This window comes from Ciceribacter sp. T2.26MG-112.2 (genome assembly GCF_900492205.1).
GTDB classification, from domain to species: domain Bacteria; phylum Pseudomonadota; class Alphaproteobacteria; order Rhizobiales; family Rhizobiaceae; genus Allorhizobium; species Allorhizobium naphthalenivorans_A.
On sequence record NZ_UEYQ01000023.1, the window covers coordinates 1 to 14,319 of the forward strand.

10 protein-coding genes and 1 tRNA gene are annotated in these 14,319 nt (G+C 64.5%); 8 read left to right on the plus strand and 3 right to left on the minus strand.

The genetic code is table 11. The features are described from left to right. Nucleotides 1-69: 69 nt before the first annotated feature. The 3 genes from nirD to cysG all read left to right on the plus strand — a co-directional run bounded on the left by nirD (nt 70) and on the right by cysG (nt 5,104). Nucleotides 70-399 carry a nitrite reductase small subunit NirD gene (gene nirD / locus DYZ14_RS20155; protein WP_154722358.1) on the plus strand — a complete coding sequence of 110 codons (330 nt, stop codon included), beginning with the start codon at nt 70-72 and terminating at the stop codon, nt 397-399. A gap of 264 nt (nt 400-663) precedes the next feature. After that, nucleotides 664-3,321: a nitrate reductase gene (locus tag DYZ14_RS20165; RefSeq protein WP_154722360.1), complete on the plus strand. Its 2,658-nt coding sequence runs from the start codon at nt 664-666 to the stop codon at nt 3,319-3,321. Continuing rightward, nucleotides 3,293-5,104 carry a siroheme synthase CysG gene (cysG, locus tag DYZ14_RS20170; protein WP_445292575.1) on the plus strand — a complete coding sequence of 604 codons (1,812 nt, stop codon included), beginning with the start codon at nt 3,293-3,295 and terminating at the stop codon, nt 5,102-5,104. The genes DYZ14_RS20165 and cysG overlap by 29 nt, the downstream gene beginning before the upstream one ends. Before the next feature lie 77 nt (nt 5,105-5,181). Here cysG and DYZ14_RS20175 read toward each other — a convergent pair. Both DYZ14_RS20175 and DYZ14_RS20180 read right to left on the minus strand, forming a co-directional pair. Further along, nucleotides 5,182-5,257 (minus strand) — tRNA-Thr (locus DYZ14_RS20175). A 135-nt stretch (nt 5,258-5,392) separates the two neighbouring features. After that, complete coding sequence (locus DYZ14_RS20180) at nt 5,393-6,352, minus strand: NAD(P)H-dependent flavin oxidoreductase (RefSeq protein WP_154722361.1); 960 nt, start codon at nt 6,350-6,352, stop codon at nt 5,393-5,395. 295 nt (nt 6,353-6,647) lie between these two features. On the opposite strand from DYZ14_RS20180, the gene DYZ14_RS20185 reads away from it, so the two are divergent. Further along, nucleotides 6,648-7,844 carry a hypothetical protein gene (locus DYZ14_RS20185; protein ID WP_154722362.1) on the plus strand — a complete coding sequence of 399 codons (1,197 nt, stop codon included), beginning with the start codon at nt 6,648-6,650 and terminating at the stop codon, nt 7,842-7,844. A gap of 12 nt (nt 7,845-7,856) precedes the next feature. On the opposite strand, the gene ppk2 is transcribed toward DYZ14_RS20185, so the two are convergent. Further along, complete coding sequence (gene ppk2 / locus DYZ14_RS20190; RefSeq protein WP_154722363.1) at nt 7,857-8,750, minus strand: polyphosphate kinase 2; 894 nt, start codon at nt 8,748-8,750, stop codon at nt 7,857-7,859. A 246-nt stretch (nt 8,751-8,996) separates the two neighbouring features. Here ppk2 and phoR point away from each other — a divergent pair, with 246 nt between their 5' ends. The 4 genes from phoR (at nt 8,997) to pstA (ending at nt 14,311) form a co-directional block, all read left to right on the plus strand. After that, on the plus strand, nt 8,997-10,220 hold the full coding sequence (phoR, locus tag DYZ14_RS20195) for a phosphate regulon sensor histidine kinase PhoR (RefSeq protein ID WP_154722364.1): 1,224 nt from the start codon (nt 8,997-8,999) through the stop codon (nt 10,218-10,220). Between the two features lie 194 nt (nt 10,221-10,414). Then, nucleotides 10,415-11,446, plus strand: coding sequence for a substrate-binding domain-containing protein (locus DYZ14_RS20200; RefSeq protein ID WP_154722365.1), 1,032 nt, complete (start codon nt 10,415-10,417; stop codon nt 11,444-11,446). A 70-nt stretch (nt 11,447-11,516) separates the two neighbouring features. After that, nucleotides 11,517-12,977 (plus strand): phosphate ABC transporter permease subunit PstC, encoded by a 1,461-nt coding sequence (gene pstC / locus DYZ14_RS20205; RefSeq protein ID WP_154722366.1) that lies wholly within the window; start codon nt 11,517-11,519, stop codon nt 12,975-12,977. Beyond that, a complete protein-coding gene (gene pstA / locus DYZ14_RS20210) occupies nt 12,974-14,311 on the plus strand; it encodes a phosphate ABC transporter permease PstA (protein ID WP_154722367.1) in 1,338 nt (445 codons plus the stop codon). The genes pstC and pstA overlap by 4 nt, the downstream gene beginning before the upstream one ends. Nucleotides 14,312-14,319 lie beyond the last annotated feature (8 nt).

The following is a 14,319-nucleotide window of genomic DNA, read 5'->3' on the forward strand; positions in this document are numbered from 1 at the left end:
GTCCGACCCTCCCCCTCAAGGGGAGGGTGCCCATCCCGCAAGGCTTTCGAAAAAAAGGAAACGAAACCCATGACCTGGATCACCATCGGCCATATCGACGAAATCCCCCTTCGCGGCGCCCGCTGCGTCAAGACCCCGGAGGGCAAGATCGCCGTGTTTCGCACGGCCGAAAACGAGGTCTTCGCCATCGAGGACCACTGCCCGCACAAGGGCGGACCGCTGAGCCAGGGCATCGTCCACGGCAAGGCAGTGACCTGCCCGCTGCACAACTGGGTGATCTCGCTTGAAACCGGCCGCGCGCTCGGCGCCGACGAGGGCAAAGTGAGGACCATCCCGGTACGCAACGAGGACGGCCACCTTTCGATCGCACTGGAAAACCTGATGATGGCGGCGGAGTAACGATGATGTCTGCGGCCGCGTTACCCCCCTCTGCCCTGCCGGGCATCTCCCCCTCAAGGGGGGAGATCGGACTGCGGCGAGGCTTCGCCACCAGCTTCGTCTGTTGTTGCGCTGCGTCGGCCACCCGGTGCGTTTGTGCCGTTTCCCATCAGCCAGAAACGCCAACCGCGAGACAGGCTGACGAGCTCGGAAATCGAACGGCCAAGCGAACGAAGGGTCTTGGGGCAGAGGGGGGTACCACAACCTCTCCAGGGAGTGGCATCCATGCCCGCTGAAACCCGCACCACCTGTCCCTATTGCGGCGTCGGTTGCGGCGTGATCGCTAGCGTCGATGACACCGGCAAGGTGAGCGTCAAGGGTGATCCGGATCACCCGGCCAATTTCGGCCGCCTGTGCTCCAAGGGCTCGGCGCTCGCCGAAACGCTCGATCTCGATGGCCGCCTGATGACCCCCGAGATTGACGGTACGCCGGCTGGCTGGGACACGGCGCTCGATCTGGTGGCGGAGAAGTTCTCGCAGGCGATCGCCGAACACGGCCCCGACGGAGTCGCCTTCTACGTCTCCGGCCAGCTGCTGACCGAGGACTACTACGTCGCCAACAAACTGATGAAGGGCTTCATCGGCTCGGCCAATATCGACACCAATTCGCGCCTGTGCATGGCATCCTCGGTCGCCGGCCATCGCCGCGCCTTCGGCGCCGACACGGTGCCGGGAACCTATGAAGATCTGGAGCTGGCCGACCTGATCGTTCTCACCGGCTCCAATCTCGCCTGGTGCCATCCGGTCCTCTATCAGCGCATCGCCGCCGCCAGGGCCCGGCGCCCGACCATGAAGATCGTCGTCATCGACCCGCGCCGCACCATGACCTGCGACATTGCCGACCTCCACCTGGCCGTTCGACCCGACGGCGATGTCGCCCTGTTCAACGGCCTGCTTGCCCATCTCGCCCGAAGCCCCGCCCTCGACCAGAACTATATCGGCGCCCATACGAACGGCTTTGCCGAGGCCTTTGCCGCCGCCTCGTCGCTCTCCATGGCCGAGATGATCGAGGCGACCGGCCTGCCGGCCATGCAGATCCGCGAATTCTTCGCCCTGTTCGAGCGCACGGAAAAGACGGTCACCTGCTACAGCCAGGGGGTCAACCAGTCCTCCATCGGCACTGACAAGGTCAATGCCATCATCAATTGCCATCTGGCGACGGGCCGCATCGGCCGGCCCGGCATGGGGCCGTTCTCGCTCACCGGCCAGCCCAATGCCATGGGCGGCCGCGAGGTCGGAGGGCTGGCCAACATGCTCGCCGCCCACATGGCGATCGAAAACCCGGAACATCGCGACCGCGTCCGGCGCTTCTGGAACGCGCCGACGATGGCCGAGAGGCCCGGCCTGAAAGCCGTCGAGATGTTCGAGGCCGTGGCCGACGGACGCATCAAGGCGCTGTGGATCATGTCGACCAATCCGGTCGTCTCCATGCCGGACGCCGATGCGGTCAAGGCTGCGATCGCGGCCTGCCCCTTCGTCGTCGTCTCCGACATCGTCCGCGACACCGACACCACGAAGCTCGCGCACGTCCTGCTTCCCGCCACCGGCTGGGGCGAGAAGGACGGCACGGTGACCAATTCCGAGCGCCGCATCTCGCGCCAGCGGGCCTTCCTGCCCGCACCCGGCAATGCCCGGCCGGACTGGTGGCAGCTCGCCGAGGTCGGCCGCCGCATGGGCTTTGCCGAAGCCTTCGCCTTTGCTTCGCCGGCAGAGATCTTCGCCGAGCACGCGGCGCTATCGGCCTTCGAAAACGATGGCGCCCGCGATTTCGACATCGGCGCCCATGGCGACATCGACGAGGCCGGCTTTGCCGACCTAAAACCCTTCCAGTGGCCGCAGCCGGTTGGAACCGGATGGCAGGAGACCCGTTTCTTCGCCGATGGTCGCTTCTATCATGCCGATCGAAAGGCTCGCTTCGTTGCGGTCGAGGCCGAAGCACCGGTCCGTATTTCCTCCGACTTTCCCCTGGTGCTCAACACCGGCCGGGTGCGCGATCACTGGCATACCTTGACCCGCACCGGCAAAAGCGCCCGCCTGTCTTCCCATCTGGCCGAGCCCTTCGTCGAGATTCATCCCGATGACGCCGCCAATCTCGGCATAGCCGATGCCGATCTGGTGCGGCTCGAAAGCCCTCACGGCCATACCATCGTGCGCGCCCTGCTGACTGCCCGGCAGGCGAGGGGCGGCGTCTTCGTGCCGATGCACTGGACGGACGAGTTCTCCGCCCGCGCTCGCGTCGATACGCTGCTGCCGTCAATCACCGATCCGGTCTCCGGCCAGCCTGCCTCCAAGCACGGCGCGGTTACGGCCCGTCGCTTTGCCGCCGGCGCCTATGGTTTTGCCGTGAGTGCGGCGAAGCCCACCGGCCTCGACGCGACCTACTGGGCGCTCGCCCGGGCCGAGGACGGCTGGCGCGTCGAACTCGCCTTCGATGCGCCGCTCGCGGACGTCGAGGCCTGGTGCCGCGCCCGTTTCGCCTTGCCCGATGCCGCTCAAAGCCTCGGCTACAGCGACCGCGCCGGCGGCGAGGCCCGCATCGCCTTCTTTGATGGCGATGCCCTGCTGCTCGCCCTGTTCCTGGCGCCCGATCCGGTCTCGGTGTCGCGCAACTGGGCTGTCGCGCAGCTCTCCGAACCGCATGTCGATAGCCGCACCCGTTTTGCCGTCATCGCCGGCCGCCCCGGCGCCGGGCGGGGCGATCCGGGCGCCACCGTCTGCTCGTGCTTTTCCGTCGGCGTCAACCAGATCGTCTCGGCCGTCCGTGGCGGCTGCGGCACCGTCGAGGCGATCGGCGAGACGCTTTATGCCGGAACCAATTGCGGCTCCTGCCGCGCCGAAATCAGGGGGATCATCGATGGATGCCAGGTCGCTGCCGCTGAATGACGGGGATGCGGCGCCCGTGCCCGCCCGCCGAGCCCAATCCCGCATGGCTCCGCTCGCCAAGCTGCCGGTCTTCTGGTCGCTGGAAGGAAAACGCGTCGTCGTCGCCGGCGGCTCGGACGCCGCCGCCTGGAAGGCGGAACTGCTCGCCGCCAGCGGGGCCGAGGTGCATGTCTATTGCGCCGAGGACGAGGTGTCGGAGGTCATGCGAGGGTTGATTGGGGAGACGGTCGCTTGCTTCCCCGAAGGTATCCAATCGCCGCCCCCCTCTGTCCTGCCGGACATCTCCCCCTCAAGGGGGGAGATCGGCAAGACGCGCCGTGGTCGCTCCCCGTCCTCCGTCGGAGATACCGAGCCATGTGTCGTGAAAACATCTCCGGCCCCGGGCGAGGGTCAGAACTGGGTGACGGCGGATGCCGTTCAGCCGATCTCCCCCCATGAGGGGGGTGAAGCGTGTTCCGCGCAGCGGAGCAATCGATCCAGTGAATCGATTGCAGCGCCGAACACCGGCAGGGCAGAGGGGGGTAATCATGCGCGCCGTGGCCGGATCCTCCATCATCCCCACCCCTGGCACTCTGACATCTTCTCCGGCGCCGCGCTCGCCCTCGCCGATTGCGAAACCGACGAAGAGGCGCGCGCCTTCTTCACCGCCGCCGTTGCCGCCGGCGTGCCGGTCAACGTTATCGACAAGCCGGCCTATTGCCAGTTCCAGTTCGGCTCGATCGTCAACCGCTCGCCCGTCATCGTCTCGATCTCCACGGATGGTGCCGCCCCGATCCTCGCCCAGGCGATCCGCCGCCGCATCGAGACCCTGCTGCCGCCGGCACTGAAGCAATGGGCGGAGCTTGCCCAGTCGCTGCGCGAGCGCGTCAGCGACAGGCTCGCCCCCGGCCAGCCGCGCCGCGCTTTCTGGGAACGCTTCGTCGACCGCGCCTTTGCCGGAAACCAGCCGCCCGGGGAGGATGCCGCCCGGACCCTTCTCGCCGATGCCGAAAGGCTCGGGCGCGCGCCGGCCACCGGCCGAGTGACGCTGGTGGGTGCCGGCCCCGGCGATGCCGAACTCTTGACCCTCAAGGCCGTGCGCGCGCTTCAGGCCGCCGATGTCATCCTGTTCGATGATCTCGTCTCCGAAGAGGTGCTCGAACTTGCCCGCCGTGAGGCAAAGCGCTTGCTGGTGGGCAAACGCGGCGGCCGGACAAGCTGCAGGCAGGAGGACATCAACGACATGATGGTCAGGCTCGCCAAGGCCGGCAAACGCGTGGTGCGGCTGAAATCCGGCGATCCGATGATCTTTGGCCGGGCAGGGGAGGAGATCGCAAGGCTGGAGGAGGAGGGCATTCCCGTCGATGTCGTACCGGGCATCACCGCCGCCAGCGCCATGGCCGCGCGGCTCGGCCTTTCGCTCACCCATCGCGATCATGCGCAGTCCGTCCGTTTCGTTACCGGTCATTCGCGCGACGGAGGCCTGCCGAAAGACATGAACTGGTCGTCGCTCGCCGATCCGCACACCACCAATGTCTTCTATATGGGCGGCCGCACCGCACCCCTGATCGCTGAACGGTTGATGGGCCAAGGCGCATCGCCCTCCACGCCCGTCGTCATCGTCAGCAATGTCAGCCGCCCGACGGAACGCCAATGGCGCGGCACGCTGGACAATATCGGTGAGGGAATCGCGCTCATCGGCCATGACGACCCGGTGCTGATCGCCATCGGCGGCAGTCTCAGGGCCGTCGTGCGGTCAGCCGAACATGCCGGGATGGTGGCGCGGCAGGTGCAGGTGCAATGACCGGCCAGGCACGAGGTTGTCACCCATGTCTTAGGTACACGATGTTACCTATGTGTCAGGAATGGACAATGGGAAAATGGTGCCGCTTGCAGGACTCGAACCTGCGACCCCATCATTACGAATGATGTGCTCTACCACCTGAGCTAAAGCGGCCAACGCGAACCGCAGCGCGTGCGGTTCGTTGATCTGGAGGCGCTGATACAGGCATCGCGCCGGAAATTCAAGCCGGGATTTTCGGCTCTTGCGGTTTTCCCGCGTCAGCCGCCTTGGCGCTGCCGATGGGTGGCGTCAGAGCGCCAGGCGCGCGCGCGCCGCCTTGTATTCGCTCTCCAGCCGATCGACGACCGTTGCGACGGGCTCCACCGCCTTGACCGCGCCGATCCCCTGGCCGCAGCCCCAGATGTCCTTCCAGGCCTTGGCGCCGGTTGTCGCCTTGTCGAAGTCCATCTTCGACGGATCGGCGACCGGCAGGTTGTCCGGGTCCATGCCGGCGGCGACGATTGACGACTTCAGATAATTGCCGTGGATGCCGGTGAAATAGTTGGAATAGACGATGTCGTTGGCATGGGCTTCGACGATTGCCTGCTTGTAGGCGTCCGACGCCCGCGCCTCGGTCGTGGCGATGAAGGGCGAGCCGATATAGGCCATGTCGGCACCCATTGCCTGGGCCGCGAGAATGCCGCCGCCGGTCGCAATCGCGCCGGCCAGAAGCAGCGGCCCGTCGAACCATTCGCGGATTTCCTGGATGAGCGCGAAGGGCGACAGCGTGCCGGCATGTCCGCCGGCGCCGGTCGCCACCGCGATCAGGCCGTCGGCGCCCTTGCGGATCGCCGAATTGGCGTGGCGGTTGTTGATGACGTCATGCAGCACGATGCCGCCATAGGAATGCACGGCGGCGTTCACCTCGGGCACCGCGCCGAGCGAGGAGATGACGATCGGCACCTTGTATTTCACGCACATCGTCAGATCATGTTCCAGCCGCTTGTTGGAGGGGTGGACGATCTGGTTGACGGCGAAGGGGGCGGCCGGGCGCTCCGGGTTCTTGGCATTGTGGCTCGCCAGTTCCTCGGTAATCTCGGCCAGCCATTCATCGAGCTGCGCCTCCGGACGGGCGTTGAGCGCCGGGAAGGAGCCGACAATGCCGGCCTTGCACTGGGCGAGCGTCAGCGCGGGATGGGAAATGATGAACAGCGGCGAGGCCACCACGGGCAGTCGGAGATGATCGGAAAGGATCGGTGGAAGAGCCATGGGAAGCCTCGCTAGATGTTACGTTTACGGAAACGTCAATAAGCTAGCAGAAGCCGCGCGTGAGGAAAAGACCGTCGGCGCAGCCCCATACAGCGTTCCGCCAGTCCTTCCGCCGGATAGCCCCAGAAACGGTGAGGAAACCCGCGATGGCGATGCCTTCGGGCCACCACTTTCTTCTGCCTAACCGGTGTAAGCATGGTCGCGGGGCTTGCGGATCGCGGCTCCAGCCGTTACCGAATCGTTAAGGCATGGACCACGGGCGGAACAAACACCGCCGGCAGGAGCAGGATCGCCCTTGAACGGTTTGGAAACGGCAATCAGAAACGCTCTCGAGCGCTCGGATCGCACCAATGCGGAGACCCGCGCCCGGATCTACCAGTCGGCGCGCCAGGCGCTGGAAAGCGGGTTGCGCAAGCAGAACATCAATGATCCCGAAACGATCGCCCAGCAGCGTCACCGGCTCGAAATGCTGATCCACGCGATCGAGCAGGAAGAGCGCGGCCGGCTCGACCATGCCGTCGGTCCGGCCGAGGCGCCGACGCGTCCGGCCGGTGCCGCGACGCCCGCCTCGTCGGCGGTCGCGCCAGTTGCCCCGCCCCTTGCCCAGCCACCCCAGGCCGTGCCGCCGGTTGGGGATACGTCCCATGCCTCCCCGCGTCCGGCCGAGGTCGACGAGGGGCTGACGGCGACGCGCGGTCACCGGACAGAGCCGGATGCCGGCCAGCCGGCCCGGCAGCCCTCAGGCGAACAGGTCGATCATGTGCTCGAGGTGCGCGCCGAGGCACCCATGCGTCCACGCAAGCCACGGCGCGGTCTCTTCTCGCGCCTCTTCATCCTGTCTATCGTCGTTTCCACCCTCGGCATGGGCGCGTGGTGGATCTATACGTCTGGTATAATGTTGTCGGTGGCCGAGCGTGATACCAGCGTTCCCAATCCGCCGCCGCGTGCCGAGGACGAGGATTTCACCGGGACCGACACGGCGACGCAGCCGGCCCCGGAGAGCACTGCCGCGCCGCGCACGCTGGACGCCCAAAGCGGGTTCTCCGAAAACTGGATCGAGGTTTTCGAGCCCAAGCAGATTTCCGCCATCCGCCCGCGCGGCAATGCGCTGGTCGATGTCGTGGCGGCGAGCGACGGCACGGCCATCCAGATCGTGTCGCGCAGCGCCGATGCCGACGGCAGCGCGGAGATAACCGTTCCCGCCGAGGTGTTGCGGGAAATGGCCGGCCGGACCTCGACCATCGCGCTGACGCTGCAATCGGCCGACGACAAGCCGGTGCAGATCTCGGTCACCTGCGAGTTCGGCCGTCTCGGCGATTGCGCGCGCCATCGCTTCACCGTCAATCCGGAAAGGTCGGACGTCCTGTTCCGTGTCTCCTTCGAGCGCGCCATGGCGCCCGGCACGCCGGGCCGGCTGCTGCTGAACGGCGATCTGTCCGGCGCCGGCCGCGGCGTCCAGCTCTATTCGGTGCGCATCCTGCCGGGCGAGTGAGCGGCTTGCCGCTCACTTCCGCTTGCCGTCGAGGAAGTCCGGTCCGGAGCCGATGATCTTCTCATCCAGCTTGCCGACCTTGCCCTCGTCCTTTCCGTCATAGTCCATGGAATGCAGGATGTGCCGGATGACATTGAGCCTCGCCCGGCGCTTGTCATTGGCCCTGACGATCGTCCACGGCGCGTGTTTCGTATGGGTTTCCTTCAGCATGCGGTCGCGCTTTTCGGTGTACTCGTCCCATTTGCCGAGCGCGACGATGTCGATGGGGGAAAGCTTCCAGATCTTCAAGGGATCATGCCGTCGGTCGTGAAAGCGTTCGATCTGCATCTCCTGGCCGATATTCAGCCAGAACTTGCAGAAGTGAATGCCGTCCTGCTCGATCAGGCTCTCGAAGCGCGGCGTCTCCTCAAGGAACTTCTCATACTGCTCGGTGGTGCAGAAGCCGTTGACGGGTTCGACGACGGCGCGATTGTACCAGGAGCGGTCGAACAGCACGAATTCACCCGCCGTCGGGAAATGGCTGACATAGCGCTGGAAATACCATTGTCCGCGTTCCGTCTCCGTCGGCTTCGACAGGGCGACCTCCCGGGCGGAGCGCGGGTTCATGTACATGAGGATGTTCTTGATCGTGCCGCCCTTGCCGGCGGCGTCGCGCCCTTCGAACAGCGCCATGAAACGCTGGCCCGTGCGCTGCAGCCAGAACTGAAGTTTCACCAGCTCGATCTGCGCGTCCTCGAGTTGATCCTCGTATTCGTCCTCGTCCATCTTCTTGTCGTAAGGGAAATTGTCCGAGGCAAGCGATTTGTCGTCGATCCATTTCGGCAGGGCGGGATCGTCGATGTCGAAGATGCGCGTCTCGCCGTCGATCTTCAGTTCGACGGCGCGGCTTTGCGGTTCATTGTCCATGATGTCTCTCCCGATTGCCGCGGCCGGCGCCGGGCGGTGACTAGTCAGGCCATATTTGGTGCACCGATTCAAGCCCTTGCTGATATTCGCTGACAGGGCCTCGGCGGGGGAAAACGGGAGCCGGCAATGGCGCGGCCCGCAAACATCTGTCATGAATCGGCGCTATGAGGACAGTTTGACGATGAGATACGAACCATCAGGGCGGGACGCTTCTTGACCGGAAATTCCTTTGGCTGGAGACTTGTGATGGGCCGCATCGCCTCCGGCTGGGCTTATCTGGTCGTGGCGGCGCTCGTCTCCGTCGCGGCCTACCTCGCGGGCGCGGAACCGGTCTTCGCCGCCATCCTATTCGCCCTTTCGCTCCTGGCGATCGTGCTGCGCGAGCGCGAGGAGGCGCCCAAAGCGCCGTCGGTTGCGAGCGCCGGTCCTGCCGTGACGGCGGCCAAGGGAGATGCCTCCGGACCGGTCATCTCCGCCGTCATCGGCGCGATCGACCTGCCGGTTTTCGTCCTCGGCCGCGATGGGATGCTGCGGGAGCAGAACCGCGCGGCGGAGAAGGCGTTCGGCGCGCTCGAGCCCGGCCTCCATATTTCGGCGCGTTTCCGCTCACCGAGCGTTCTCGACATGGTGCGCGAGACGATCGCCACCGACGAACCGAACCAGATCGAGCATTCCGAACGGCTGCCCTCCGAGCGTGTCTATATCGTGCGGTCCTCGCCGCTTCGCATCGAGGGCGCAAGCGAAGACCTGTTCCTTCTGTCGTTCAAGGATATCTCCGAACTGCGCCGCATCGACCGTATGCGCAGCGACTTCGTCGCCAATGCCAGCCATGAACTGCGCACGCCGCTCGCCTCCCTGCGCGGTTTCATCGAGACCATGCAGGGTCCCGCTCGCGGCGACCCCAAGGCGCAGGAACGCTTTCTCGCCATCATGCTGGAACAGGCCAATCGCATGAGCCGCCTGGTCGACGACCTGTTGTCCCTGTCGCGGCTGGAATTGAAGGCCCATATCGCGCCCGACCAGAAGGTCGATCTCGTGCCGGTCATCGGGCATGTACGCGACAGCCTGGCACCGCTCGCCTCGGACCTGGACGTCGAGATCCGCCTGCACGTCCCGGAGGGAAAGGTCGAGGTGCTCGGCGACCGCGACGAACTCGTCCAGGTGTTCGAAAACCTGATCGAGAATGCCTGCAAGTATGGCCAGGAGGGCAAGGTGGTCGACGTCTATGTGCGAAATCCGGCGGGTTCCCCCGTCGAGGTCAGCGTCGTCGACCATGGTCCGGGCATCCCGGCGGAGCATGTTCCGCGCTTGACGGAGCGCTTCTACCGGGTCAGCGTGACCGACAGTCGCTCGAAGAAAGGCACCGGTCTGGGACTGGCCATCGTCAAGCACATCCTGACGCGCCACCGCGCCCGGCTCGTCGTGAAGTCGGAAATCGGCCAGGGAACGGAGTTTGCCGTGCGTTTTTGACATAAAACCCGGCCGCTTGTGTTGAGATCGTAATATGACGATGTAAAATCAATAAGATAGATTGTCATAAATGTTTCATGGAACTGACATAAAAACTTGGGGGAACGGCCGCTAAGAACGGCGTGCTGATCTTCGGCGGTCGCCGCTGAACATGGTCGCATCGACCCACCAGCCCAATAACGGGAGAATTCTAGATGAACGTTTTGAAACTTTCGGCAGCAGCCCTTGTTGCCTCGGTCGCCTTTGCAGGCGCCGCTGTCGCTCGTGACCAGATCCAGATCGCTGGCTCCTCCACCGTTTTGCCCTATGCTTCGATCGTTGCAGAAGCTTTCGGCGAAAACACCGACTTCGGCACCCCGGTCGTTGAATCCGGCGGTTCGGGCGCCGGCCGCAAGAAGCTGTGCGAAGGCGTGGGCGAGAACACCATCGACATCGCCAACTCTTCCTCGCGCATCAAGCAGTCGGACATCGACGCCTGCGCAGCCAACGGCGTCAAGGAAATCCAGGAAGTCCGGATCGGCTATGACGGCATCGTCTTCGCTTCCGACATCAATGGCCCGGAATACGCCTTCACCCCGGCCGACTGGCATTCCGCTCTGGCTGCCAAGGTCGTCAAGGATGGCAAGCTGATCGACAACCCGTACAAGGCCTGGAATGAAATCCGCGCCGACCTGCCGGCTCAGCCGATCCTCGCTTTCATCCCGGGCACCAAGCACGGCACGCGCGAAGTCTTCGACGAGAAGGTTCTCATCGCTGGTTGCGAAGAAAACGGCACGGCTGAAGCCCATAAGGCTGCCGGCGCTGAAAAGGTCGACAAGGCTTGCATGGCGCTTCGCACCGATGGCGTCTCTGTCGACATCGACGGCGACTACACCGAGACTCTCGCCCGCGTTGACGCCAACAAGAATGGCATCGGCGTCTTCGGTCTGTCGTTCTACCAGAACAACACCGACAAGCTGCGCGTCGGCACCATGGGCGGCGTCGTTCCGTCGGTTGAGTCGATCGCTTCCGGCGAATATCCGGTTTCGCGTCCGCTCTACTTCTACGTCAAGAACGCCCACCTCGACGTAATCCCGGGCCTGCAGGAATATGTCGAGTTCTTCGTTTCCGACGAAATGGCTGGCCCGAATGGCCCGCTGGCCGCTTACGGCCTCGTATCGGATCCGGAACTTGCCAAGACCCAGGCGGCCGTCAAGGCTCGCACCCCGATGGGCCCGCTGAACTAATCCATACGACCGCCCGGCGGCGCGATGATCGCGCCGCCGGTTTTTTCTTTTTCCGGAGGTTGCGGGCGATATGAGCGTTGGCATCATTATCCTGGTCGTTGCGGTGTTTGCCGCCCTCGGCTACGTCATCGGCCAGCGTCGTGCGCTGTCGCTTTCTGCGTCGACCGGCAAGAAGCTCCATTCCCTTCCTGGCTACTATGGCCAGACCGTCGCCTTGTTCGCGGCCATTCCTTCCCTCGTCGTGCTTGTCGCCTGGTTGTTCGTGCAGCCTGCGATCATTGAGAGCCGCGTTAGCGGCATGATCCCGGACAGCGCAATTCCAGACGGTGGGGCGCGCAGCCTCGTGATGGCCGATGTGCGTCGCATCGCCGATGGCCTTGATGCCGTGCTGGCGCGCGGCCAGCTCGACGAGGGCCAGCTTTCCGCCATGCGTGCGGACCAGACCAATGTCCGTAGTCTTCTGGCCGATGTCGGCGTCGCGCTGGGCAGCGAAGTGCCAAACGAAGTGTTCGAGGCAGCCAAGGTCTATCGTCTCGGTTCCGCTACCGGCAATGCCGCCATGGCCGTCCTCGTGCTTGCGCTTTCGGCTGGCCTGGCTCTCTGGTCCTACCGCCGCATTGCCCCGGATCTGCGCGCGCGCGCCATCAGCGAGAGCTTCGTCAAGTCGTTGTTGATCGCGGCATCGACAGTTGCGATCCTGACGACGATCGGCATCGTCGCCTCGCTGGTGTTCGAGACCTATTCCTTCTTCAAGATCTATCCGGCGAGCGAATTCTTCTTCTCGACCGTCTGGAACCCCCAGTTCCGCGGCGGCTCCGAACTGGGCATTCTTCCCCTGCTCTGGGGCACCTTCTACATCTCGATGGTGGCGCTCATCGTTGCCGTACCGCTCGGCCTGATGATCGCCATCTATCTCGCCGAATACGCCGGTCCGACGGCGCGCAGCGTGGTCAAGCCGGCGATCGAGGTTCTCGCAGGCATCCCGACGATCGTGTACGGCCTGTTTGCGCTCGTCACTCTTGGGCCGTTCCTGCGAGACTGGGTCGCTCAGCCCTTGGGCGTGGGAACCTCTTCGTCATCGGTGCTGACGGCGGGTATCGTGATGGGCATCATGATCATTCCCTTCGTCAGTTCGCTGTCCGACGACATCATCAATGCAGTCCCGCAGGCGCTTCGCGACGGTGCCTACGCGCTCGGCGCGACGAAGTCAGAGACGATCAAGCAGGTCGTTCTGCCCGCCGCTCTGCCCGGCATCGTCGGCGCCATCCTGCTCGCGGCAAGCCGTGCCATCGGCGAGACGATGATCGTGGTGCTCGGCGCGGGCGCCTCCGCCAAACTCTCGCTCAATCCTTTCGAGGCCATGACGACGGTGACCGTCAAGATCGTCAGCCAGCTCACGGGCGACACCGAGTTCGCCAGCCCCGAGACGCTGGTCGCGTTTGCCCTTGGCCTTACCCTCTTCGTCCTGACGCTTGGGCTGAACGTGCTGGCCCTTTACATTGTCCGCAAATACCGGGAGCAGTACGAATGACCGATTTTACGGTAGAGACGATTGGAAAGCCGGCGCTGATAAACCGGGCAAGAATCGAGCGCCGTAACGCCTCCGAGCGGCGTTTTCGCCGGCTCGGTGTGGTGGCGGTAGCGATCGGTGTTCTTGCCCTGGTCGTCCTGATGACGTCGATCTTCACAGGTGGCTTGTCAGCCTTTCGCCAGACCTACATCAGCCTGGATATCTTTCTGGATCCGGCAAGACTGGACAAGGACGGCACGCGCGATCCGGATGCCATCGCCAAGATTTCGACTTTCGGTTACGCACCGCTGATCGAAAAGGCTCTCGTCGACGCCATGGCTGCGAAGGGCGTTGCCGTCGACGGGTTGAACGCCAAGTCGGCCGCGGAAATGGTCTCCAAGGAAGCGCCGGCGGACCTGCGCAGATATGTTCTCGCCGACCCCTCGGTCATCGGGCAGACCGTCCGCTTCGACCTGCTCGCCGGTGGACGTATCGACGGTTACTACAAGGGGCGCGTGAGCATGGCGAGTGCTCAGCTCGACCGCAACGTCTCTCCCGAACAGCTGATGCTGGCGGACAAGCTGCGGGAAGCAGGCATCCTGACGACCAAGTTCAACTGGGGCTTCTTCACCGCCCCGGATGCCTCCGACACGCGTCCGGAAGCGGCAGGCCTCGGCGTCGCCATCATCGGCTCCGCCTACATGATGCTGATCGTGCTCGTGCTCTCTTTGCCGCTCGGCGTCGCTGCCTCGATCTATCTGGAGGAATTCGCGCCGCAGAACCGCTTTACCGATCTGATCGAGGTGAACATCGCCAATCTGGCTGCCGTGCCCTCGATCGTCTTCGGCATTCTCGGCCTTGCGGTCCTGATCAACTTCGTCGGGTTGCCGCAGTCGGCGCCGATCGTCGGCGGTCTGGTCTTGACGCTGATGACGCTGCCGACCATCATCATCGCCACGCGCGCGTCGCTCAAGGCGGTCCCGCCGTCGATCCGCGACGCTGCCCTTGGCGTCGGCGCCTCCAAGATGCAAGCCACCTTTCACCACGTCCTGCCGCTGGCCATGCCCGGCATCATGACCGGAACGATCATCGGCCTGGCCCGAGCGCTTGGCGAGACGGCCCCGTTGCTTTTGATCGGCATGGTGGCCTTCGTCCGCGAGTTTCCGGCCGGACCGCCGGAAGGCTTCTTCGATCCCGCGTCGGCGCTGCCGGTGCAGGTCTACAACTGGACCCAGAGGGGCGACCCGGCCTTTATCGAACGCGCGTCGGGTGCGATTATTGTCCTGCTGGTGTTCCTTCTGGCCATGAATATCATTGCGGTTGTTCTACGTCGCCGCTTCGAACGACGCTGGTAGCGGGAGCC